The sequence below is a fragment of the Halopenitus persicus genome (genome assembly GCF_900107205.1).
In the GTDB taxonomy this organism is placed as follows: Archaea; Halobacteriota; Halobacteria; order Halobacteriales; family Haloferacaceae; genus Halopenitus; species Halopenitus persicus.
Genome location: NZ_FNPC01000001.1, coordinates 450004 through 472304 on the forward strand (window position 1 = coordinate 450004; position 22301 = coordinate 472304).

General features: G+C 68.9%; 21 protein-coding genes and 1 pseudogene. 7 read left to right on the forward strand and 15 right to left on the reverse strand.

Annotated elements, in window-relative coordinates; translation table 11 throughout:
- Positions 1-4: 4 nt before the first annotated feature.
- A complete protein-coding gene (locus tag BLV25_RS02285) occupies positions 5-1375 on the forward strand; it encodes a phenylacetate--CoA ligase family protein (RefSeq protein WP_092730575.1) in 1371 nt (456 codons plus the stop codon).
- Positions 1376-1852: 477 nt separating this feature from the next.
- Positions 1853-2584 (forward strand): deoxyribose-phosphate aldolase, encoded by a 732-nt coding sequence (deoC, locus tag BLV25_RS02290; RefSeq protein WP_092730577.1) that lies wholly within the window; start codon positions 1853-1855, stop codon positions 2582-2584.
- Positions 2585-2618: 34 nt separating this feature from the next.
- On the opposite strand, the gene BLV25_RS02295 is transcribed toward deoC, so the two are convergent.
- From BLV25_RS02295 to BLV25_RS02305, 3 genes and pseudogenes are all read right to left on the reverse strand, one after another.
- Positions 2619-5012: an amino acid permease gene (locus BLV25_RS02295; RefSeq protein WP_021072814.1), complete on the reverse strand. Its 2394-nt coding sequence runs from the start codon at positions 5010-5012 to the stop codon at positions 2619-2621.
- A gap of 183 nt (positions 5013-5195) precedes the next feature.
- Positions 5196-6080, reverse strand: a pseudogene (locus BLV25_RS02300) (universal stress protein); the annotation flags it as partial.
- Positions 6081-6234: 154 nt separating this feature from the next.
- The gene (locus BLV25_RS02305) at positions 6235-6426 is read right to left on the reverse strand and encodes a DUF5786 family protein (RefSeq protein ID WP_021072811.1); all 192 of its coding nucleotides are present in this window, start codon (positions 6424-6426) and stop codon (positions 6235-6237) included.
- A 161-nt stretch (positions 6427-6587) separates the two neighbouring features.
- Between BLV25_RS02305 and BLV25_RS02310 the strand changes: the two genes are divergently transcribed.
- Entirely contained in the window at positions 6588-7838 is a 1251-nt protein-coding gene (locus BLV25_RS02310; protein WP_092730579.1) for a tRNA (N(6)-L-threonylcarbamoyladenosine(37)-C(2))-methylthiotransferase, read from the forward strand.
- 29 nt (positions 7839-7867) lie between these two features.
- Here BLV25_RS02310 and rbcL read toward each other — a convergent pair whose 3' ends face one another.
- The 10 genes from rbcL to BLV25_RS02355 all read right to left on the reverse strand — a co-directional run bounded on the left by rbcL (position 7868) and on the right by BLV25_RS02355 (position 15573).
- A complete protein-coding gene (gene rbcL / locus BLV25_RS02315) occupies positions 7868-9160 on the reverse strand; it encodes a type III ribulose-bisphosphate carboxylase (RefSeq protein WP_092730581.1) in 1293 nt (430 codons plus the stop codon).
- A gap of 148 nt (positions 9161-9308) precedes the next feature.
- Positions 9309-9785, reverse strand: a complete 477-nt coding sequence (ndk, locus tag BLV25_RS02320) for a nucleoside-diphosphate kinase (protein ID WP_021072808.1) — start codon at positions 9783-9785, stop codon at positions 9309-9311.
- Positions 9782-9976: a 50S ribosomal protein L24e gene (locus BLV25_RS02325; protein WP_039400710.1), complete on the reverse strand. Its 195-nt coding sequence runs from the start codon at positions 9974-9976 to the stop codon at positions 9782-9784. The genes ndk and BLV25_RS02325 overlap by 4 nt, the downstream gene beginning before the upstream one ends.
- A gap of 2 nt (positions 9977-9978) precedes the next feature.
- Complete coding sequence (locus BLV25_RS02330) at positions 9979-10203, reverse strand: 30S ribosomal protein S28e (protein WP_021072806.1); 225 nt, start codon at positions 10201-10203, stop codon at positions 9979-9981.
- 6 nt (positions 10204-10209) lie between these two features.
- Positions 10210-10572 (reverse strand): 50S ribosomal protein L7Ae, encoded by a 363-nt coding sequence (gene rpl7ae / locus BLV25_RS02335; protein ID WP_039400712.1) that lies wholly within the window; start codon positions 10570-10572, stop codon positions 10210-10212.
- A gap of 230 nt (positions 10573-10802) precedes the next feature.
- The gene (locus BLV25_RS17775) at positions 10803-11609 is read right to left on the reverse strand and encodes an ABC transporter ATP-binding protein (RefSeq protein ID WP_256335630.1); all 807 of its coding nucleotides are present in this window, start codon (positions 11607-11609) and stop codon (positions 10803-10805) included.
- A complete protein-coding gene (locus BLV25_RS17780; protein ID WP_256335631.1) occupies positions 11606-12358 on the reverse strand; it encodes an ABC transporter ATP-binding protein in 753 nt (250 codons plus the stop codon). Before BLV25_RS17780 ends, BLV25_RS17775 begins: the two co-directional genes overlap by 4 nt.
- Positions 12355-13386: a branched-chain amino acid ABC transporter permease gene (locus BLV25_RS02345; RefSeq protein WP_049817724.1), complete on the reverse strand. Its 1032-nt coding sequence runs from the start codon at positions 13384-13386 to the stop codon at positions 12355-12357. The genes BLV25_RS17780 and BLV25_RS02345 overlap by 4 nt, the downstream gene beginning before the upstream one ends.
- Positions 13383-14276 carry a branched-chain amino acid ABC transporter permease gene (locus BLV25_RS02350; RefSeq protein ID WP_021072800.1) on the reverse strand — a complete coding sequence of 298 codons (894 nt, stop codon included), beginning with the start codon at positions 14274-14276 and terminating at the stop codon, positions 13383-13385. The genes BLV25_RS02345 and BLV25_RS02350 overlap by 4 nt, the downstream gene beginning before the upstream one ends.
- A 22-nt stretch (positions 14277-14298) precedes the next feature.
- Entirely contained in the window at positions 14299-15573 is a 1275-nt protein-coding gene (locus tag BLV25_RS02355) for an amino acid ABC transporter substrate-binding protein (RefSeq protein WP_021072799.1), read from the reverse strand.
- Between the two features lie 293 nt (positions 15574-15866).
- Here BLV25_RS02355 and BLV25_RS02360 point away from each other — a divergent pair, with 293 nt between their 5' ends.
- Both BLV25_RS02360 and BLV25_RS02365 read left to right on the forward strand, forming a co-directional pair.
- On the forward strand, positions 15867-17261 hold the full coding sequence (locus BLV25_RS02360) for a bifunctional metallophosphatase/5'-nucleotidase (protein WP_092730754.1): 1395 nt from the start codon (positions 15867-15869) through the stop codon (positions 17259-17261).
- Between the two features lie 77 nt (positions 17262-17338).
- Positions 17339-17740: a universal stress protein gene (locus BLV25_RS02365; protein WP_021072797.1), complete on the forward strand. Its 402-nt coding sequence runs from the start codon at positions 17339-17341 to the stop codon at positions 17738-17740.
- A 68-nt stretch (positions 17741-17808) separates the two neighbouring features.
- Here BLV25_RS02365 and BLV25_RS02370 read toward each other — a convergent pair whose 3' ends face one another.
- On the reverse strand, positions 17809-18381 hold the full coding sequence (locus BLV25_RS02370; RefSeq protein ID WP_021072796.1) for a cysteine hydrolase family protein: 573 nt from the start codon (positions 18379-18381) through the stop codon (positions 17809-17811).
- A 154-nt stretch (positions 18382-18535) separates the two neighbouring features.
- Between BLV25_RS02370 and BLV25_RS02375 the strand changes: the two genes are divergently transcribed.
- A complete protein-coding gene (locus BLV25_RS02375) occupies positions 18536-20368 on the forward strand; it encodes an Hvo_1808 family surface protein (RefSeq protein ID WP_092730583.1) in 1833 nt (610 codons plus the stop codon).
- A gap of 56 nt (positions 20369-20424) precedes the next feature.
- On the forward strand, positions 20425-21585 hold the full coding sequence (locus tag BLV25_RS02380; RefSeq protein ID WP_021072794.1) for a nicotinate phosphoribosyltransferase: 1161 nt from the start codon (positions 20425-20427) through the stop codon (positions 21583-21585).
- A gap of 24 nt (positions 21586-21609) precedes the next feature.
- Here BLV25_RS02380 and BLV25_RS02385 read toward each other — a convergent pair whose 3' ends face one another.
- Entirely contained in the window at positions 21610-22221 is a 612-nt protein-coding gene (locus BLV25_RS02385) for a TIGR00296 family protein (protein WP_021072793.1), read from the reverse strand.
- Positions 22222-22301: the final 80 nt, after the last annotated feature.

The window sequence follows — 22301 nt, forward strand, 5'->3', positions numbered from 1 at the left end:
GATCATGACCGATACGTACGACCCGATCGAGACGAAACCGTACGACCCGATCGAGACGGAACCGTGGGACGACGTGGTTGCGCGCCACGAGTCGCTGCTGCCGGAGCAGCTCGAGTACCTCGACGGGAACTCCGACTACTACCGTCGGAAGTTCCGGGAGTGGAACGTCGACCCGGCGTCGATCACGACCCTCGAGGCGTTCCGGGAGATCCCGTTCACGACGAAGGAGGACGAGCGGCGCAACCAGGAGGATCCGGACCCCGACCGCCCGCTCGGCGACCACCAGGCGGTCCCGACCGAGCGGCTGAACCGAACCATCTCCTCGTCGGGCACCACCGGCAAGCCGACCTACTTCGGGCTGACCGAGGCGGACCGCGAGCACTGGAACGCGGTCATCAAGCGCTGCTTCCACGCCACCGGGATCCGGCCCGAGGAGACGGTGATCTTCGGCGTCGGCCAGACGATGGTGCCGGGCGGCACGCCCTACTTCGAGGCGATGACCGAGCTCGGGACCAACGTCGTCCCCGCCGGGGGCGGAAGCACCGAGCGCCTGCTTGACGCCCTGCGGGACCTGCACGCGCCGGTGCTTTTCACGACGACCTCGCACCTGCGATACCTCACGGAGCGTGCCCCGGAGATCATCGACCAGGGCGTCGACGAGCTGCCGGCGGTCAAGCTGATCGGCGGCGGGGGGCCGGGGATCGCCACTCCCGAGATACGGAACGCGCTCTACGAGGCGTGGGACGCCGACCTGGTCCGCGAGCTGATGGGACTGGGCGACGTCATCGGCTGTCTGTGGGCCGAGTGCGCCGCGGAGGACGGGATGCACTACTGCGGGCAGGGACACGCGCACGTCGAGCTGATCGACCCCGATACGGAGGCGGCCGTCCCGTTCGAGGCGGGCGCGGAGGGCGAGCTCGTGTACACCCCGCTCGGCCGCGAGGCGACGCCGCTGCTCCGGTACCGGTCGGGCGACTACGTCCGGATCACGGGCACCGACTGCGAGTGCGGCCGCACGTCGCCGCGGATGCAGTGTATCGGCCGCGTCGACGAGATGCTCATTTATAAGGGAATGAACGTGTTCCCGTCCGCGATCCGCGACGTCGTCGCCGAGGTCGAGGGCGCGCTCCCGTACGCACGGGTCACGGTGCCCGACCCCGACGCCGTTCATTTCGAGTCGCCGATCCCGGTGACCGTCGTGTTGGACCCCGACTCGGACCGGGATCCGAGCGCCGTCGTCGAGGACGCGATCGACCGCGTCCGGTCGCGGCTCAAGGTCCGGATCGACCCGCAGCCGGTCGCCCGCTCGGCGATCGAGCTCTCCGAGTACAAGACGAACCTCGTGGAGGTCGACCCGGGGTCGACGGACGCGTAGGCGTCACCGCGGCGGATCTCATTTATATAACGTATACGATAAATGGGAATACCGAACAGAATTCCATAATATATCCGTCGGTCCGGTATCGACCGTTGACGACTCCAACGGGGAAGGTCGCCACGGTCGAACGGCGCCGTGACCAAACCACGCCGCTCCGGGAACGGGAACACGGCTCCGGAACGGCGTACAAAACTCGATTCGTTCGGATCGAACGATCGTATTTATAAGGAGTTCGTGATCGCATCCGGAACCGTGGCCACCGTGATGAACGCCGACGGCATCGAGACGGGATCGGATCGGGCGACGGATCCGTACCGACTGCTCCGAATGCCGGCAGCTCCACTGCGCAAACATATAATATTTAAATATACTTAATATATCTTATAAAATATGGCTAGGGGAACGGGTCGGAACCGTGGTCCACGATCGGAGGACGACCCACAAACCTTTCCCCGCGTACGGTAACCCGGGGATATGAACCGACGTGAACTCGCTCCGCTGATCGACCACACCGTTCTCGGCCCGGAGACGACCGCCGCGGACGTCAGGGCGACCCTGGAGGCGGCGGTCGAACACGGGATGAACGCGTGCGTGCCGCCGTGCTATCTCGAGGAGGCGACCGCGTTCCTCGAGGAGGAGGCAACGGACGAAGCGGCGGCAGGGGACGAAGCGGCCGCGGGGGACCGAGCGACGGTGGAGGACGAAGCGGCAGCGACGGACGAGACGACGGAGACGCTGCTCGCGACCGTTATCGACTTCCCCCACGGACAGGGGTCGACGACGGCGAAGCGTGAGGCGGCCGTCGCCGCCTGGAACGACGGCGCCGACGAGCTGGACGTCGTGATCAACGTCGGCCGGCTGAAGGCCGGCGAGGACGACGCCGTCGTCGCCGACCTGGCCGAGGTGGTCGCCGCCGTCCCGATCCCGGTGAAGGCCATCATCGAGACGGCCCTGTTGACCGACGCGGAGAAGCGGCGCGCCTGCGAGGCGGCGGTCGCCGCCGACGCCGAGATGGTCAAGACCTCGACCGGCTTCGCCGACGGCGGGGCGACTGCCGCCGACGTCGACCTGATGAGCGAGTACCTCCCGGTGAAGGCCTCCGGCGGGATCGGCAGCTACCAGGCGGCGATGGCGATGGTCGAGGCCGGCGCGGAACGGATCGGCGCCTCCTCCGGCGTGACGATCCTCGAGGGTGCGCCCGAGTGAGGAAAGGGCAGGCGTCCGACCGGGAACCGGCCGGTCAGTCCCGAGTCGTCGTCTCGGTGGAGGTCTCGGCGGTCGCCTCGGACGAATCCGGTTTCTCCGATGAATCCGGCTCCTCTGACGAATCCGGCTCCTCTGACGAATCCGGCTCCTCTGACGGTATCCGCGACCGGGCGCCCGATCCGAACAGCCGCGACCGGATGCCGCGATCGTGTTTCTTCTCGGCGATCAGCACCGAACAGTCGACGTCGTAGAGGACGTCGAGCACGAGCGAACCACGCACGAGCCGTGAGAGCAGCCCCTTCTCGGTGGCGCCGATCACGAGCATCGTCGCGTCGGCGGCGGCCTCGGCGATCCGCTCCTGCACGCCGCCCGATTCGACCCGCAGGGTCGCGTCCGCGAGGTCGTTGTCGGCCGCCCACTCCTCGAGGAAGCGCCGGCCCGCGGCGACGTCGTCGGCGACGTGCAACAGCGTGACCTCGCTATCGTACTCGGCGCGCAGCATCCGGGCGACGGCCGCCGACAGCTCGGAGTCGGGACCGCCGGCGGTCGGGACGAGGATCCGCGAGGGGTCGTACCCGCGGTCCTTGAACACGAGGATGTCGCTGGGCAGCGAGTGGGCGATCTCGTCGATCGCCGACTCGGCCCGACCCGGCGAGCCGTGGGCGTCCTCGCCCCAGCCCATCACGGTCAGGTCGGCGCCGAAGGTGCGGGCCGCGTCGAAGACCTCCTCGAAGGTGCGGTGAGAGAGGATCACGTGGGTCTCGACGTCCACGCCGAAGGTCTCGGCGTCCTCCTTGGCGCGGTCCAGCAGGTCGTAGGCGGCGTCGTGGGCGCCCCGGTCGCGGGCCGCCGTGAGGGAGGTCTGGTCAGGGACGTTGGCGACGTTGACCGCGACGACGGTCCCGTCGCGCTGTTTCGCGACCGCGGCCGCCAGGGAGATGAGGTGTCCCTCGGTCGCGGGGTTCGAGAGCGGAACCATCACGCGGTAGTCGGCGGCTTCGGGCTGGACGGAGGTAGCAGCCGAGACGGCCGCGTCCGGCATCTCCTCGGCGCGGTCGAGCACCCACGTTCCGAGCACGCCGGAGCTCTCCACCCGGCTCCGGGCGTACCCGAAGTACCAGAGGGTCGCGAACGCGACCAGCCCGGCCGAGAGCGCGATGACCCGCGGCTCGATGTAGGCGATGAGCGCGAAGGAGGTGATCGCCCCGACGATCGGGACGACCGGATACAGCGGCACCGTGAAGTCCGGGTCGTAGCCCTCGGGCTCCGCCTCCCGCATCACGATCAGCGCGAGGTTCAACAGCCCGTAGACGATGAGATGCAGGACCGACCCCGCGGTCGCGAGCAGCTCGAGGTTCCCGGCCACGAGGAAGACGACGATGAGCGCGCCGGTCACCGCGATCGATTTATACGGCGTGCCGAACCGACCGTGGATCTCGTTGAGCTTCGGGGTGACGATCTTCTCGCGACCCATCGCGAAGTTGATCCGGGACGACGAGAGGATCGAGGCGTTCGCCGAGGAGGCCGTCGCCAGCAGGCCGCCGAACAGCAACGCGCCCCAGCCGAGGAGCCCGAGGCCGTATCCGAGGACCGAGTACCGGCCGAACAGCAGCTGTGCGGCCTCGACGACCGCCGTGTCGTTGTTCGCCACCATCTCCGTGGGAACGGCAGCCAGCAGGACCACGAGGAACAGGGCGTAGATCGTCGTGACGATCACGACCGAGCCGATGACGGCGAGCGGGAGGTTCCGTCCCGGGTTCTTGATCTCCTCGGCGACGGAGGTGATCTGGACGAACCCGAGATAGGAGACGAAGACGACCGCCGTCACGGGCAACACCTCGGCGGCGGCGCCGGGCGGCGCGATCGGGCGCAGCGACGACAGCTCGGCGTTGAACAGGCCGACGACCGTGAACAGCCCGAGGATCGCAAGCAGAGTGAGGACGATGGCGTTCTGGAGGCCGCCGGTCTCCTTCGCGCCGACGTAGTTCACGCCGACGAACAGCACGGCCCCGACCAGGCCGATGGTCTGGGCCGCCGACAGCGACGCCGGGCCGAGCGTCAGCGCCGGCGCGCCGACGAGCGCGTTGACGTACTCGCCGAAGCCGTACATATAAAACGAGGACGCGAACGCGAGGCCGAGCCAGTTCGCCCAGCCGGATATCGACCCGAACAGGGGGCCGAGCGCGCGGTTGATGTAGAAGTAGGCGCCGCCGGATCGCGGCATCGCGGTCCCCAGCTCGGAGGCCGACAGCGCCGTGAACAGCGCGACGACGCCGCCGATCACGAACGTGGCCGCCGACAGCGGCCCGGCCCGCGCCACGGCGGTCCCGGGAAGGACGAAGATGCCCGCGCCGATCATCGTCCCGATCCCGATCGTCAGCGCCGCCAGCAGCCCGAGGTCCTTCGCGAGCTCCTCGTCGCCGCTCACGTCCGACGCCTCCCGAACTCGATCGGTCGTCCACGGCTCGTTTCCTCGAGCGGGCCGTGGAACTCGGCGAGATCCCGTCGATCACGATCGTGAACCGGGAATCGACGCACATACGGGAACATACTCCGTCGTTCGGCGTCGAGCCGCTTAGTTCGTTCCTTCTCGAGCAGCCGTCGTCGGAGGTCACCGCCACCCGAGGAGCCGATCGAGGATCCCGGTCGTTCGCGACCGTTCGGCGAGCAGGACCGAGCAGTCGACCTCGTCGACGACGTCGGCCGCCACGCTTCCGCGGACCAGCCGGGGGAGGAGTCCCCGCTCCGTCGCTCCGATGGCCAGCAGCGTCGCGTCGTCGGCGGCTCGGCTGATGGCCGCGGCCACGTCGCCGGTGTCGACCCGCCGGGCGGCGTCCTCGAAGCCGTGCTCGAGGGCCCACTCCTCGAGGAACGCCTCGCCGGCGGCCCGCTCCCCGTCCTCCGCCACGTGTAACAGCGTGATCTCGCCGCCGTACCGTGCGTTGAGGATCCGCGCGATCTCGGCGGCGAGATCGGAGTCGGGACCGCCGGCGGTGGGAAGCAGCACCCGCGAGGGGTCGAACCCCCGATCCCGGTAGACGAGGACGTCACAGGGGACGTCGCCGACCACCTCGTCGACGGTGCTCTCGATCCGGCCGGGGTCGCCGTGGGAGTCGGGTCCCCATCCCATCACGACGAGGTCGGCGTCGTGGGTCCGAGCGGCGTCGAAGATCTCCTCGAAGCCGCGGTGGGAGACGATGGTGTGCGTCTCCACGGGCACGCCGAGGGTCTCGGCATCGCGGCGGGCCGCGTCGAGGATCCCGTGGTAGTTCTCCTCGTGGTCCTCGAGGTGGTCGACGGCGTACTCCAGGGACGTCTGGTCGGGAACCGTGACGATGTGGACCGCGTCGATCACGCCGCCGTACCGTTTCGCCACCGCGCTCGCGAGCGTGACGAGCGCAGTCTCGTGTTGCGGGTTGGCCAGCGGCACCAGCACGCGGAACCGGCCGCCGTCGGTCGCCGCCGACCGTCGCGAATCGCCGTCGTGGTCGGTTCGACGATGGGTCACGGTCCGGATCCGACATCGCCCGTCCCGCTCAAAAGCGGTCCCGTTCCGCGGAGACGTTCGATCACGAGATCACTTAATCGGGGTTTTCGAGCATGAAATAAAACGTTTGTACACTACCACATCCGGTTCACGACCGGCCGCGCTATTCGTCCTCGTCCTCGTCGTCCTTCATCTCCGCGAGCCGCCCGACGAGGTCGTCGGTCGAGGCGTCGCTCTCGAAGGACATCGACCCGTCGTGGTCGTTCTCGTGGACGTTCACCGCCTCGGAGTCGTCGTCCTCGTCGTCCCGGTTCGCGTTCTCCTGTTCGGATTCATCGTAGCTGCCGAAGCCCATACGCCTCCTTTCGGCGGCGGGGTGAAAACCCATCCGCCACGTGACGGCATCGGGAGTCGGTACCACGGCATCGAGTCCGTCACAGCCCACGGACGACGGGCATCCCGCGTCCCGCCGATCCGTCGTCCTTTTGCCCGCCGGGGCGTTAGCGGGACCAACCGATGGCGACGTATCACATCGAGACGTACGGCTGCACGTCGAACCGGGGTGAGAGCCGCGAGATCGAGCGGGCGCTGCGCGACGGCGGCCACCGCCCCGCCGACGGGCCCGACGAGGCCGACGTCGCCATCCTCAACACCTGCACCGTCGTCGAGAAGACCGAGCGGAACATGCTCCGTCGCGCCGAGGAGCTCGCCGAGGAGACCGCCGACCTGATCGTCACGGGCTGCATGGCGCTCGCGCAGGGCGAGCAGTTCCGCGAGGCCGGCATCGACGCCGAGGTGCTCCACTGGGACGACGTCCCGACCCGCGTGCGCAACGGCGAGTGTCCGACCCCGGCGTCCGACACGGAGCCGATCCTCGACGGCGTCGTCGGGATACTCCCGATCGCGCGGGGCTGTATGAGCAACTGCTCGTACTGCATCACCAAGTTCGCGACCGGCCGCGTCGACTCGCCGCCGGTCGAGGAGAACGTCGAGAAGGCCCGCGCGCTCGTCCACGCCGGCGCGAAGGAGATCCGGGTGACCGGACAGGACACCGGCGTCTACGGCTGGGACGACGGCGAGCGGAAGCTCCCGGAGCTGCTCGACCGGATCTGTGCCATCGACGGGGAGTTCCGCGTCCGGCTGGGGATGGCGAACCCCGGCGGCATTCACGGGATCCACGAGGAGCTGGCCGACGTCTTCGCGCGCAACGAGAAGCTCTACGACTTCATCCACGCGCCGGTCCAGTCGGGCAGCGACGAGGTGCTCGAGTCGATGCGCCGTCAGCACCGCGTCGACAAGTTCCGCGAGATCGTGGAGACGTTCGACGACCGGCTGGACCACTGGACGCTCTCGACGGACTTCATCGTCGGGTTCCCCACGGAGACGAGCGACGACCACGAGCGGTCGATGGACCTCCTCCGGGAGGTCCGCCCCGAGAAGATCAACGTCACCCGCTTCTCGAAGCGCCCCGGCACCGACGCCGCCGAGATGAAGGGCCTCGGCGGGACGGTAAAAAAGGAGCGCTCGAAGGCGATGTCCGAGCTGAAGATGGACGTCGTCGGCGAGGCCTACGCGGAGCTGGTCGGGACCACCCGCGAGGTGCTCGTCGTCGAGGAGGGGACCGGCGACTCGGTGAAGTGTCGCGACTCGGCGTACCGACAGGTGATCGTCCAGAACGCCACCGACCACGGGCTCGAACCGGGCGACGTCGCGACCGTCGAGGTCACCGGCCACAACACCGTCTACGCGTTCGGCGAGCCGGTGTAGCCCCGCCGCGGATCACCGGTCGAGGTCCGCTACCGCGGCGTCTCCGTCCCCCACTTCTCGATGGCCGTCGCGAGCGCCGGCTCCCGCTCGGCCGCGGCTTCGATGTCCTCGCCGGCGGCCGCCGCGTCGACGGCGGCCCGAAGGGCCTTCGCGCCGGCGTGGGTCCCGTCCGGATGGCCGTGGATCCCGCCGCCGGCCTGGATGCACAGCTGCGTGCCGAGCCGGTCGACGAGCTCGGGCACCAGTCCCGGGTGGAGCCCGCCCGAGGCCGTCGGCAGCACGTCCGCGAGGCCGTACAGGTCCGACCGGAGCCACTCGTTGATGCCGGCGGTGTCCTCGTTGGCCAGCTTGCCCAGGTCCGCGGTGCCCGTGTGGATCTGGTCGACGCCGCACAGCCGGGCGATCTGGGCGATGACGCGCATCGAGACGCCGTGGTCCGGCAGGCGGTCGAAGCCGGCGTGCATCGCCCGATGGGCGTGGATCGCGAGCCCGTGGCGGTCACAGCGCTCGCGGACCTGCTGGACCGCGGCCCACCCGCAGGTGACGACGTCGACCATCACGTACTCGCCGCCCGCCTCGGCGACCGCGTCGACGCGGTCGAGCATCTCCCCGCCGGGCGCGGTGACGTTGACCAGGTAGGACTTGCGCTCGCCGGTCTCCTCCTCGGCGCGGTCGCGCGCGTCGAGGCTCTCGGTGAGCCGGTCGTGGAACGGGTTGAACGCCTGGTCGGTGAGGTTCTCGTCGTCCTTCAGCAGGTCGATCCCCCCGGTCCAGGCCTGGTACCCGACCTCGACGTGCTGGTCGGTCGAGAGGCCGACCTTCGGCTTCGGGACCGTCGCGGTGATCGGCCGGTCCCCGGCGTCGAAGACCCGGTCGCGCACGGCGGAGCCGTACGCCGGCCCGGGGAACGACGTCGCCAGCGGCTCGGGCCACTCGCAGTCGCGCAGGCGGATCCGGTCGACCGCCTTCATCCCGAGGATGTTGCCGGCGATGCACGACAGCACCTGCGGCATGCTCCCCGGCTCGAACAGCGCCATCGGGTAGGCGACGCCGACGTCGTACCCCTCCCGCCGGTCCGTGCCCGGCGTGTCGCCGCCGACGCTCGTCGGCTCGACGTCGAAGGCGGTCGCCGAGAGGTCGGTCACCGACCCCTCGACCTGCAGCGCCGCCCACGTCCCGTTGGAGGACTCGGAGGCGACCCGCGACGCGGCCGCCTCGGCGTCCATGTCCGCCGCCGGCTCGACGTAAAACCGGCAGACGAGGTCGTCGGCCGTCGGCTCGTAGGACCGGTCCAGGAAGTCCTCGTAGGTGATTCCGACCATGTCCCGTGATTCGTCCGGCGGCCGTATAAAGGCTCAGGGCGGCGAGGCCGTGTCGACGGGTGGAGTCGCGTCCGTGGACGTGATCGCCCACGGAGACCGGGCTCCTCGACGGGAAAATCGTCCGCGAAAAATCGTTCGGGTCGGGTGGTTACTCGGCGTCCTCGTAGACCCACGTCGTGCCGGAGCGGGTCCAGTCGACGAGCTCGTCCTCCTCGAAGAAGAGGTCGATCTCGCGTTCGTTGGCGCCCTCGTCCTCGTGGTCGGAGGCGTGGATGACGTTGTGGCCCAGATCGAGCCCGAAGTCGCCGCGGATCGTGCCCGGGTCGGACTCGGCGGGGTCGGTCTCGCCGACCATCGCGCGGACCTGGCGGGTCGCGTCGGCGCCCTCCCAGACCATCGCGAAGACCGGGTCGGACGTGATGAACTCGACGAGCCCGTCGAAGAACGGCTTGTCGGCGTGTTCGCCGTAGTGTTCGTGGGCGAGCTCCTCGTCGATCTGCATGAACTTCGCGCCGACGAGCTGGAGCCCGCGGTCCTCGAACCGGGAGACGACCTCGCCGATCAGGCCGCGGTTGACGCCGTCGGGTTTGACCATCACGAAGGTGCGCTCGTCGTGGTGGCTCATTCGTCCTCGCCCTTGGCGGCCTGCCCGGCCTCGGTCCACTCGAGGTCGCGGGCTTCACGGCCCATGAAGTAGTTCTTCTCCGCCTTCGAGTCGACGAAGTGGAGGATCGTTCCGTCCGTCTTCACGAACATCGTGCCCGTGCCGGGCTCGATCTCCTCGCCGGTGTAATCACAGGTGCGTGTCTCGACCATCGTCATTGCCCTCCGATCGAGTCGGCGTCACGCTGGGTCTCCCGCAGCTGGAGCACGTCGCCCACGCGGACGGGGCCCAGGACGTTTCGCGTGATGATGCGGCCCTGATTCGACCCTTCCTGGATGCGGCATTTGACCTGCATGGCCTCGCCGTGCATCCCGGTTTTGCCGACGACTTCGATGACCTCCGCGGCCGTCGAGTCGCCGGTTCCCTCTTCTGCGCTCATAACCGCTTATCGGAGTTCCTCGACCTTTCCGGCGATGTCCTCGACGTCGTCGGACGCCTCGCCGGCGTCGACGATCGCGGCCGCCGCGGAGCCGACCTCGAGGCCGGCCGCGTGACCGACGTCGTCCTGGGTCTCGACGAAGACGACCGGAATTCCCTTCTCCTCGGCGAGCTCGGGAAGGTGCATCACGATCTCCTCCGGCGAGACGTCCTCGGCGACGAAGGCGAGCTTCGCGTTGCCGCGTTCGACGGACTTGGTCGTTTCGTTCGTGCCTTTCTTTACCGTACCGGTGTCTCGGGCGACCTCGAGCGCGTCGAGCGCGCGGTCCGCGAGGTCGGCTGGGGTGTCGTAGTCTACGTAAACTGCCATAGTTGGTCACCGTTCCCCCTCGTGGGCTCGCGTGGCCGCGCCGGCGGTCGGTCCCTATCGGCGCGCCACATCATCAACCCCGAAGAGGCTGTGCCCCGTGATACTGCGGGATGGCATAAAAGGGCTTTCAAACCGCCCGGAGCGTGCGAGGCGGCTGCATGGCACGACCCCGATCGACTGTGAGCGGGGAGTGATTGGCCGCGGTCGAGGCACCTCGATCCGACCGCCGGCTAGAGCCCGAGGTACAGCTCCATCAGCTCGTCCTCCTCGGAGAGGTCCTCCGGCGGGCCGTGGAACTGCACCTCGCCCTCCGCGAGGATGTAGACGTAGTCGGCGAGCCGAAGCGCGGCCCGGACGTTCTGTTCGATCAGGATCACCTGCGCGCCCCGGTCGACCAGCCGCTCGATGAGTCCGAACGCGTCGTCGACCAGCCGGGGCGCCAGGCCGGCCGACGGCTCGTCGAGCAGGAAGGTGTCGGCCCCGGTCATCATCGCCCGGCCGAGGCTGACCATCATCTGCTGGCCGCCCGAGAGCTCGCGCGCCTTCTGGTCGAGTTTGTCCTCCAGGGCCGGGAACACCTCGAGCACCTCGGCCTTCCGCTCGGCGATCGCGTCCGCGTCGTCCACGGTGAACGCGCCGACGTTGAGGTTCTCCTCGACGGAGAGGCTGGCGAAGATGCCGCCGCCCTGCGGCAGCGTCGCGATGCCGTGGGTGACGATGTCCTCCGGCTTCTCGTCGGTGAGGTCGACGTCACCGTAGGTGATCGTGCCGTCCCAGACGGGGACGATCCCGTTCATCGTCTTCAGGAACGTCGACTTGCCCGACCCGTTCGGCCCGAAGATGCACGTCACGCCGTCGCGGCTCTCGAAGGTGATCCCGTGGAGCACCTGGTGCTGGTCGTAGCCGGCTTCGACGTCGGTCGCCGAGAGCGTCGGAACGTCGCCGGTCCGTTGGGCGCCGTCGAAATCGGCGCCGGCCGCATCATCCGAATCGGCCGCATCATCGGCGCCGGATCCGCCGCCGGTGACGTCGCTCATACCGGCACCTCGTCGTCCTCCGCGGTCGTTCCGCCGAGGTAGGCCTTCCGGACGTCCTCGTTCTGGGAGACCTCCTCGAAGTCGCCCTGTGCGATGTGGCGCCCGGAGTCGAAGACGGACACCGTGTCGGCGAGCGTCTTCATCACGTGCATATCGTGTTCGATGACGACGAAGGTCGTCCCCTCGTCGTTGAGCTCGTGGATGTGGTCCATGATCCGCTCCTCGAGGGCCGGGTTGACGCCCGCCGCGGGCTCGTCGAGCATCACGAGCTCGGGATCGAGCATCAGCACGCGGCCGAGCTCGAGCAGCTTCTGCTGGCCGCCGGACATCCCGCGGGCCTCGTTGTCCGCGATGTGGTCGATCTCGAGGAACTCGAGGATCTCCCCGACGCGTTCGCGTTTCTCCTCGCGGGAGCGACCGTCGTCGGTCTGGACCGCGAGCATGTTCTGCCGGACGGTCATGTTCTTGAACGGGGAGACGATCTGGAAGGTCCGCCCGAGCCCGCGCCGCGCGAGCCGGTGGGGCTCCCAGCCGGTCACCTCCTCGCCGTTGAAGTGAACCGACCCTCCGTCGGGCTCGTAGAAGCCGGTGACGGTGTTGAAGAAGGTCGTCTTCCCGGAGCCGTTCGGCCCGATGATCCCGCGGATCTCGCCGCGCTCGACCGCCAACGAGATCTCGTCGTTGGCGGTCAACGCGCCGAAGCGCTTCGTCAGGTCCGTCGTCTTGAGGATGGTGTCGCCGTCGCTCATAGTAGATCGAACTTCTCCCCGAGCTCCTTGAGGTTCTTTCGCACGTCGTCGCGACCGATCTCGCCGCGGAGGATCCCGATGATCCCGCTGGGCGCGAACAGCACCGTGATCATGATGAGGGTCCCGATCAGCGGCAGGTAGAACGTGCTCGATCCGAGGAACACCGACGAGAGGCGCTGGAGCAGGAACACCAACAGCCCGCCGAATATCGGCCCGGTCAGCGTTCCGAGCCCGCCCAGCAGCGCCATGATCACCATCCGATCGGTGACGATGGGCGCCAGAATGTCGTTCGGGTGGATGAAGACGATGTACCACGCGTACACCGACCCGAAGACCGCGGCGACGACACAGGAGAGCACGTACACCTGTCGTTTGACGCGGGTGGTGTCGATGCCGAGCGACTCGGCCGCGTCCTGGTCGTCACGCAGCGCCTTCACCCGGTAGCCGAACTCGTGTCGCTCGAACAGGACGTACGTGACGAGCATCGTCGCCGCACACAGCAGCAGCATCACGTAGTAGAAGAACGTCTCCGAGATCGCGAACGGGACCGCGATCCCGATGAACGTGTCCGGCGACCGCGGCAGACTCAACCCGAACGTCCCGCCGGTGATCTCGAGGATCAGCGCCGCCTGCTTGATCGACTCGGCCAGCGCCCACGTCGCGATCGCGAAGTACGCGCCCGTGAGTCTGAGCGTCGGCACCGCCACCAGGTACGCCAGGACGGCGGCCACGACGATCGCGAGGGCGAAGCCGACGACGAAGGGGTAGCCGAACTGCACCATCGCGATCCCGGCCGCGAACCCGCCGATGCCGAAGTAGGCGCCGTGGCCGAAGTCGAGGTAGCCGGCGTACCCGCCGATCATGTTCCACGACTGGGCCAGGCCGATCCACATCAGCGCGCCGAGGCCGATCCGCGCCCAGAAGGACCCGAACAGGAACGGCCAGGCGAGCAGCAGGACGCCGAGGGCGAGGAACCAGTAGCGGCGGTCGCCCGGCAACCGGTCGAGGACGGGGGCGGACCCGCTCATGTGGCCCACTCCCCCTTCCCGAGGATGCCGGCCGGCGAGACGAGCAACACGACGTAGATGATCGCGAACAGCACGAGCAACACCGCGTTCCCGCTGATGTACACCGCCGTGAACGACTGGGTGAGCCCGAGCACGATCCCCGCGACGATGACTCCCGGGAGGTAGCCCATCCCGGCGAGCACGACCATGAAGAACGCGAACGCCGTGTACTGCAGGCCCATTCCCGGGCTCGCGTTGAACGTCATCCCGATGAAGACGCCGGCGCTGCCGGTCAACGCGGCGTAGGCGCCGTAGGCGATCGACTGGTAACGGTTGATGTTGATCCCCATCAGCCTGGCGTTCGTCCGGTCCTCGGCGATCGCGCGGATGGCCATCCCGCCGCGCGTTCGGTACAGGTAGTACATGAACACGGCCAGGCCCGTCACGCCGAAGACGGCGGTCACCGTCCGGACCACGGGGAACGTCCCGAGTCCGGGAACCTCGATGCCGCCGGTCAGCAGCGAGGAGGGGACGTCCTGGCTGTTCGGGCCGAAGATCGTGAGCACCGACCCGCGGAGGAACGTCGCGAGCCCGAACGTGAAGACGAGCCCCATCAACAGCGGGTGGGGCCTATCGCCGGTCGTCACGTGGTGGATCAGCGGCTGAATGAGCGCGCCGACCGCGAAGAAGACGACGAGCACGATCGGGATCACGAAGACGCCCTCGGCGCCGAACAGGGGCGCGAGCACCGCGCCCATGAACGCGCCGACCATCACGTACTCGCCGACCGCGAAGTCGACGACCTCGAGCACGCCGAACGCCAGCGAGAAGCCGACGCCGATCGTGACGTAGATCCCCCCGAGCAGGAGGCCGTTGATCACGATCTGCGTGAAGAGTCCAATATCGACCATTTAAAATGATGGCGAGAGGGGGTTACCGCTCGTCCCAGGCGGGGACGGGGTAGTTGGGCTCGCCGGTCGCGGCGTCCTCGGGGCCGACGATCGTCGGCGATCCGTCCTCGCCGAGCTGGATGAGGAGGGTTTGCGTGTTGATGTTGTTGTGGTGGTACTCGCCGCCGACCTCGAAGGTGACGTTGCCGTAGAACGTGTTGACCTCGATCTCCTCGAGGATGCCGATGAGCTCGTCCTTGTCGTCCTGGGAGAGCGGCGGGGCCGCGTTGAGCTCCTTGAGCGCCTCCTGGTAGACGATCCCGGCCGCGGTCGAGCCGGCCTGCGTGTAGTCGGGCGCGGAGCCGTACGCGGCCTCGGCCGCGTCGGCGTACGCCTGCGGGGAGTCGAACAGCACGCCGCCGGACCGGTCGACGCTCGGGATCCACACGGTCGCGCCGAAGGTGTAGGGCGCCTGGGCGCCGGCGCCCTCCTTGTACGATCCCGTGTTGACGCCGTAATGCATCAGGAACCCGTTCGGGGTGTACCCGAGCTGCGAGGCCGCGCTGACGAGGTCGACGTGGCTCCCGATGTGGCCGCCGTGGAGATGCAGGTCCGGGTCCGCGTTCTGCGCCGCGCTCACGACGTTCGTGTAGTCGGTGTCGCGCGGGAACAGCTCGTAGTTCTCGACGGTGACCCCGGCGTCCTCGGCGGCGGTCCGCATCGAAACGGCGGTCGCCTCCGAGAACGGCTCGTTGACGCCCGTGACGTAGACCGACTCGGGCTGGGGCTCGAGGTTCAACAGCGCGGACGTCGCCTCGTTGCCGATGATGCTCACCGTCGGGATCGTCCCGAAGCTGTACTCGTAGCCCTCCTGCCAGATCTGCGGCGACTCGGCGCTGCCGGTGATGTGCGGGATCGAGTTCTGCTCCGCGATCGGACAGACCGAGAGGGTCACGTTGCTCGAGTACGGCCCGAGAAGGGCGTCGGCCCCGTCGTTGATCATCTGCGAGGCCGCGTCGGCGCCCGCCGAGGGGTTCGACTGCGCGTCGGCGTACTCGACCTCGACCTCGTAGGTGTCGCCGCCGATCTCGATCCCGCCCTGCTCGCGGTTGATCGTGTCGGCCCACATGTCGTAGCCGCGCTGGGTGACTCCGCCGCCGAAGCGGAGGTCGCCCGACAGCGACGTGACCGCGCCCAGCAGGAAGGTGTCACGCTCGGGGCCGCCGCCGAGACCGGCACACCCCGCGAGCCCCACGGTGGTTGCCGCAGCCCCGACGCTTTTCAGGAACGTTCGACGATCGTCGTGTTTTCGTGGCATAGGTACACTTTCGCATATGAGTCGCACTACATAAGCGTTTATGCTGTGAACGACTTTTGTGTGGAAATCATCGGAAAACGTCAAACGGCGTGTCAATATCCGGATGGAAATGGAACGGGATCCACGGATCGGACCGACGGCCGTCGGCACCGGCGGTCCTCGGTCGTTGACTACGTCCGGTTTTGGCCACGAACCGACCGGCCACGAACCGACCGGCCACGAACCGACCGGTCACGAACCGACCGGCCACGTCGATCCCTTTTATTCGATCCGTCACGTACGACCGGTATCCGATGCCGCGTCTTCTCCATCACTCCGACGTCGAGAACGTCTTCGACACGCCCGAGCGGGCGGCCGCGCTCGCCGGACGGCTCCGGGCACTCGACGGCCCGGACGCGATCGTCGTCGGCACCGGCGACACGGTCGCGCCGGGCGTCTGCTCGCTGGTCACGCGCGGCCGGCAGGCGGTCGACTTCTACGCGGCCGCCGGCACGCGGCTGGAGACGTTCGGCAACCACGAGTTCGATTACGGCCCCGACGCGCTCCGGGAGATCGTCGCCGCGTCCGGCCCGACGTTCGTCTCCGCGAACGTCCGCGACGCGGACGGCGAGCCGTTCGGCCGCGCGGAGGGCGTCGTCCCGGCCACGGTGCGAACGGTCGACGGCGACCGGGTCGGGTTCGTCGGCGTCACCGACCCGGCGACCGATTCGTTGAACCCGTCCGCGGCGTCGCTGTCGTTCACCGACCCGATCGCCGCGGTCGAGCGTGCGGTCGACCGGCTGACCGACGAGGCGGATCCCGACCACGTCGTCGTCCTCTCGCATCTCGGCGGCGGGGACGAGGAGCTGGCCCGGACGACCGACGTCGACGCGATCCTCGGCGGGCACGTCCACGACCGCCGGGTCGACGTCATCGACGGAACCCTCCTCGTCCGGCCGGGGGTCAACGGGCGGGCCGTCGCGGAGGTCGAGCTGTCCGGATCCGGGACGCCGACGGCGCGCCTCCACGAGCGCGACGGCGCCGATCCGGTTCCGAAACTCCGGGCGACCCTGACCGACCGGCTGGAGCGGGCGGCCCTCGACGAGGTCGTGGCCACGGTCACGGAGCCGATCGAGCGCGGCGACGCGGTGGTCCACGGCGGAGAATGCCGCGTCGGGAACTTCGTCGCCGACGCCTTCCGGTGGGCCGTCGACGCCGACGTCGGGCTCTCGAACGCCGGCGGGATCCGGTCCGGGGACCCGATCGCCGGCGCGGTCACCAAGGCGACGTGCATCGGGCTCGTTCCGTTCGAGGAGCCGGTCGTCCGCGCCGCGGTGACCGGGACGGAGCTGCGGTCGATCCTCCGCGAGATGGCCGCCCCGGACGTCGACTTCGGCGCGGACGACTGGTGGCACGGCCACGTCTCGAACGCGCGGGTCGTCTGGGACGCGGACGCGGAACGGCTCCGCGAGGCGACCGTCGGCGGCGACCCGATCGACCCCGACGCGACGTACACGGTCGCGACCTCCGAGTACCTGCTGCACTCCGACCACGAGTTCCCGACGCTCGAGGAACGACATCGCGCCGGCGAGGGCGGGATCCAGTACGAGGAGCTGTACCGGTACGCGGCCGAACGCGGCGTCGATCCCGCGATCGAGGGTCGGATCCGGATCGTGCACGGAGCCGACCCCGCACGGGCGGATACGTGATGGGTCAGCCGTCCCGGAAGCGGCACGACGCGTCGGGGAACGGCAGGGTCTTGTAACGGGCGCTCGAGGGGTCGGACATGACCCTGGTCGTGGTCCCGGTTCGGTACCCGCTGACGAGCAACTCCGCGGCCACGCTCCGGGAAGCGGCCCGGATCGCCGAGGACCGGGACGCCGCCCTCACGGTTCTGCACGTCGATCTGTATCAGGACAGCCACAACGTCACCCGCATCGACCTGAAGCGGGCGGTCGAACGGGAGCTCGGGCCGATCGACCGGGCGCGGTACGTCGTTCGCAAGGGATTCCTCGTGGAGGAATCGATCCTCGAGGAGGTCGCCGCGGAGGACGCCGACGTCGTCGTGATCGGCTCCCGGCAGGCGAGTCGCTGGCGGCGAACGCTCCGGAAGGTGTTCTCCGATCCGGACATCGACGAGTTCCTGCGCGAGAAGCTCGACTGTGAGGTCGTGACGGTCGACACCTGACCGGGACGATTCCTCGACGCTGACCGGGACGATTCCTGACGTCTGGCCGAGACGATCCGCCGCCGGCGTCACTCGAACGTAACGTCCGGCAGCGTCGTCGTCTCCCCGAAGAGCCAGTCGGCGTGATCGACCGCGTACTCGCGGTGGTCCGACTCGATGTAGCCGAGCGCGTCCTCGACGACGACGGGCTTGAAATCGCGGAGCCCGGCGCTTCCCGCGGTATGGAGGACGCAGACGTTCGCCAGCGTCCCGCAGATGGCCAGATCGCGGATCCCGCGGGCGTTCAGCCACCCCTCGAGTTCGGTCCGGTGGAAGGCGTCGTAGGTGTGTTTCTCGACGACGTGGTCGTCGCCCTTCACCGACAGCTCGTCGACGAGCTCGGCCTCCCAGGAGTCCTCCGTGACGTGTTCGCCCCATCGGTCGAACTCGTCGTAGTAGTGGGCGTTCTCGAACTGCTCGGGCGGGTGGACGTCCCGGGTGAAGACGATCCGGGCGCCCGCCTCGCGCCCGCGCTCGACGAGGTCGACGACCGGGTCGATCGCCGCCTCGCTTGGCGGCGCATACAGGCTTCCGTCCGGGTGACAGAACCCGTTCTGCATGTCGACGACGACCACGGCGGTCTCGGTCGGATCGAAGCGCATATCGATCGATCGACGGCGCGGTCTCAAAAACGGATCCCCCGGAGCGAATTCCTTTTAAATGAACCGTCCGGTGAGACCGATCCGGTCCTCCAGGACCTCACCGATCCGGCTGCCGTCGGGTAAGGTACTTACGCCCCTACGTTCATACCCCGGTATGCGACGGGTTCTCGGCCTCCTCGCCGCCGCGTTGTTGGTCGCCGCGATCGTCGGACCGGCCGCGGCGGCCGCCACGCCCGTCACGGCCTCCGGGCTAGCGGCCGACATCGACGGACCGGGGTCCGGAGTTGACCGGAGCGCAACCACGCCGGCCATCGCTGCCGATCCGCCCACGCAAGTCCGGCCGGCCAACGCCACCACGCAAGTCCGGCCGGCCAACACCACCACGCAGATCCGACCGGTGGACCCCGCCCAAACGGCGGAAACGTGTAACGCGACATCGAACGACGCGATCGGCTACTGGGAGGGGGTCTGTCACGACTCCGAGCTCGACGTCGACCCGAGTGACGGCCTGAGCGACGAGGAGCTGACGCGGCTCGTTCACCGCGGGATGGCACGGGTCGAGTACGTCCGCAACCGGAGCTTCAACCGGACGGTCCCCGTCGAGACGATGACGCGCGAGGAGTACACGACGATGATCTCCGGAAACGACTCGGCGTCCGGAAACGACTCGGCGTCCGGAAACGGCTCCGCGACCGGGAACCGAAGCGAGTTCAACCGGTGGAACGACCAGGTCTGGAAGGCGCTGTTCATCGTCGGCGAGGACGGCTCCTCCGAGGAGGCGATCCAGGGGACGCTCTCGGGGTCGGTCGCCGGGTTCTACTCCCCCGCCCAGGACCGGATCGTGATCGTGGTGCCCGAGGGCGAGACGCTCCGGATCAGCGAGGCCACGCTGGTCCACGAGCTGACCCACGCGATGCAGGACCAGTACCACAACCTCTCGCGACCGCGGTACGTCGGGGCAACGCAGGACTCCGACCTCGCCATCGACGGGATCGTCGAGGGGGAGGCGGCCTACGTCGAGAACCGATACCGCGAGCGGTGTGAGACCGGCGAGTGGGAGTGTCTGCCGGCTCCGAACGACGGCGGTGGTGGGAGCAGCAGCGGCCCCGCGAACTGGGGCGTGTATCTGACGGTGTTCCAGCCGTACTCCGACGGTCCCGCCTACGTCGCCGAGATCGTCGAGGAGGAAGGATGGAGCGGCGTCGACGAGCGAATGGAGCACCCGCCCAACGCGACCGCCGAGACGATCCACCGCGAGCCGCGTCGCCCCGCGAACATCACGTTCACCGACACCGCCCGGAACGGCTGGACGACCTACCCCGACCAGGGCGTGAACGGGTCGGACACGGCCGGCGAGGCGTCGATGTTCACGATGTTCTGGTACCAGAACCGGCAGTACGGCGCCGACACGTTCGACTGGCGGGCGACGTTGACGGACACGTCCCATCCCGAGTCCGTCTACAACTACGACCATCCCTCGACGGCCGGCTGGGCCGGCGACCGGCTGTTCCCCTATCGGAACGACGAGGGAGCGACCGATCGAAACGGCTACGTCTGGGTGACCGAGTGGCGGACGGCGCTCGACGCCGCGCAGTTCCACGCGACCTACCGGCAGGTGCTCGCGGCACACGACGCCGTCCACCGCGAGGACGGCACGCGGTACGTCGCCGACGGCGGCTTCAGCGGCGCCTACGCGATCGAGCGGAACGGGACCCGGGTGACGATCGTCCACGCGCCGGACTCCGATGCCGTCTTCGATCTCCGTCCCGCGATCGATCCGGTACAGCCGATCGATGGAGGCGCGACCGTCACACCGCTGTCGCCGACGATCCCGGACGACGGAACGCCGACGGCCGAGCCCGCAACGTCCGAGGAGGAAACCGATCCGACGGCGGAGGAAACGCCGGGGTTCGGGATCGCGGCCGCGCTCGCTGCGCTCGCCGCACTCACGGCTACGGCGCTGCTCGCGAGACGCCGCCGCGGATGAGCTGCGGGTGAGCAGCGAGCCGAGTGGCTTTTTCCGGCCGCGGGCGAAGGGCCGGTATGAGCGAGTTCGACATCGTCGGGGCCGACGCGATCCGGGCGGGCCGGGCGACGGACGCGTATTTCGACCGGACCGAACGGGTGCTCGAGGCGTCCGACCGGAACCCCACCGTGGTCGCGGAGGTGACCGCCGACCAGTTCCCGGACGGGGACTTCGAGCTGTTCGCGGGCCTCGAGAACGCGGCCGAGCTCCTCGCCGGGCTCGACGTCGACGTCGACGCGATCCCCGAGGGACGGCTGTTCGACGGCGGCCCAGTGATGCGGATCGAGGGGCCGTACCTCGCGTTCGCGCGCTTCGAGACGTCGCTGCTGGGGTTCCTCTCACACGCCTCCGGGATCGCGACCGCGGCGCTCGACTGCCGGACCGCGGCGCCGGACTCGACGGTGCTGTCCTTCGGCGCGCGCCACGTCCATCCCGCGATGACCGCCACGGTCGAACGGTCGGCGCTCGTGGCCGGGTTCGACGGGTTCTCCCACGTCGCGGCCGGGGACGTGATCGGGCGCGAGGCCTCGGGGACGATGCCGCACGCGCTGGTGATCTGTTTCGGGAACGGGAACCAGGAGGCGGCCTGGCGCGCCTTCGCCGACGAGGTCGACGCCGACGTGCCGCGGATCGCGCTCTGTGACACGTACTCCGACGAGAAGGACGAGGTCATCCGGGCCGCCCGGGAGCTCGGCGACGACCTCGACGGCGTCCGCCTCGACACGACCGGATCACGGCGCGGCGACTTCCGACACATCGTCCGCGAGGTGCGGTGGGAGCTCGACGCGCGCGGCCACGAGGACGTCGACGTGTACGTCTCGGGCGGGCTCGGCCCCGCGGACCTGCGGTCGCTGCGCGACGTGGCGGACGGCTTCGGCGTCGGCGGCTACGTCTCGAACGCCGATCCGGTCGACTTCGCGCTCGACATCGTGAGCGTCGACGGCGAACCGGCCGCGAAGCGCGGCAAACTCTCCGGGCGCAAGCAGGTCTACCGGACGCCCGAGGGCGGCCACCACGTCGGGCTGGCCGACCGCGAGGGCCCCGCGGACGGGGAGCCGCTGTTGGCGCCGCTGATCAGGGACGGGGAGATCGTCGCGGAACGGACGTTCGACGTCGACGCGGCCGCCGAGCGAGCGCTCGCGGACGCCGAGCGGGTCGGGTACGGGTCCAAAGAGTAGTCGTCGACCGGGGTGAGCCGCGACTCACTCGGCCGAGAACGCCTCGACCGCGCCGCCGTCCTCGCGCTCGCGGAAGACCTGGCCCTCGATAAGCGTCACCATCGTGTCCTCCTCCTGCCAGGCGGTCGGCGGCAGCTGTGCCTTTCGACAGGCGCGCGAGAGGAACTCCGCCTTCGACCAGTCGTTCTCGACGGGCAACATCGGATACATCCAACCGTGGTTCCCCCCGGCGTCGATCGCCACGCCGTGGACGCCGAGTTCGAGGTCGGCGATCGGGTCGTCCGTGAGCGTCGTTCGCGAGACGATACACACCGAGATCTGCAGCGAGTCGAGTTCCTTGGGGCCGACCTCGGTGCCGCAGGAGTCGTCGGAGGCGGCGGTGATCGCCGCGTCGACGATGGCGTGGCCGAGCTGGTCGCCCTCGCTGTAGGTCCCCGCACAGCCGCGGAGCCGGCCCCGGCCGCGCGTCGACTGGAGGCGGACGAACGCGCCGGTCCGGTTGTAGAAGGCGTCACGCATGCTGCCCGGCTGTTCGCGCTGGCCGTGTCGTACGAACGATTCGACCGATTCGCGCGCCAGTTCGACCGCTCGCGCGCCGTCCTCGTAGGAAAGCCGAACGGCCTGGACCTCGGACATATCAGTGTACAGGCGGGCGGACGACTTGAACGTGTTCCTTCCGCGTGAACGATGATGAAGGATCCGATCCCGGCGGCGGA